Raw genomic sequence first — 253 nt, 5'->3', positions numbered from 1 at the left:
CCGCTCGGCCTGGCCGTTGCCAGCTACGGCCAGCAGGCGCGGCTGTCGCTGACCGGCAGCCTGGGACAATGCGCGTATGAAGACGTGGTCAATGCAACGCCCTGCCTGGACGCCATCGCCCCGGCCAACCTGCATCAGGCGGTGCGCCTGTACGCCGCCCAGGCCGCCCGCGACTCGATCAGCGGGCGCGAATCGCTGCGCCTGATCGCCGACTGGGCGCTGGCCTCGGCGGCGCGAGCCGGCCGCCTGATCG

Annotated in this window: 1 pseudogene; it reads left to right on the top strand. The window is 73.1% G+C overall.

The window, feature by feature from the left end:
• A pseudogene (locus tag SB751_RS33150) lies at positions 1-253 on the top strand (hypothetical protein); the annotation flags it as partial.

Source organism: Cupriavidus sp. SIMBA_020 (assembly GCF_046535395.1).
GTDB classification, from domain to species: Bacteria; Pseudomonadota; Gammaproteobacteria; order Burkholderiales; family Burkholderiaceae; genus Cupriavidus; species Cupriavidus campinensis.
Note: the sequence above shows the minus strand (reverse complement) of the source record. Positions and strands in the feature narration are given on the sequence as shown.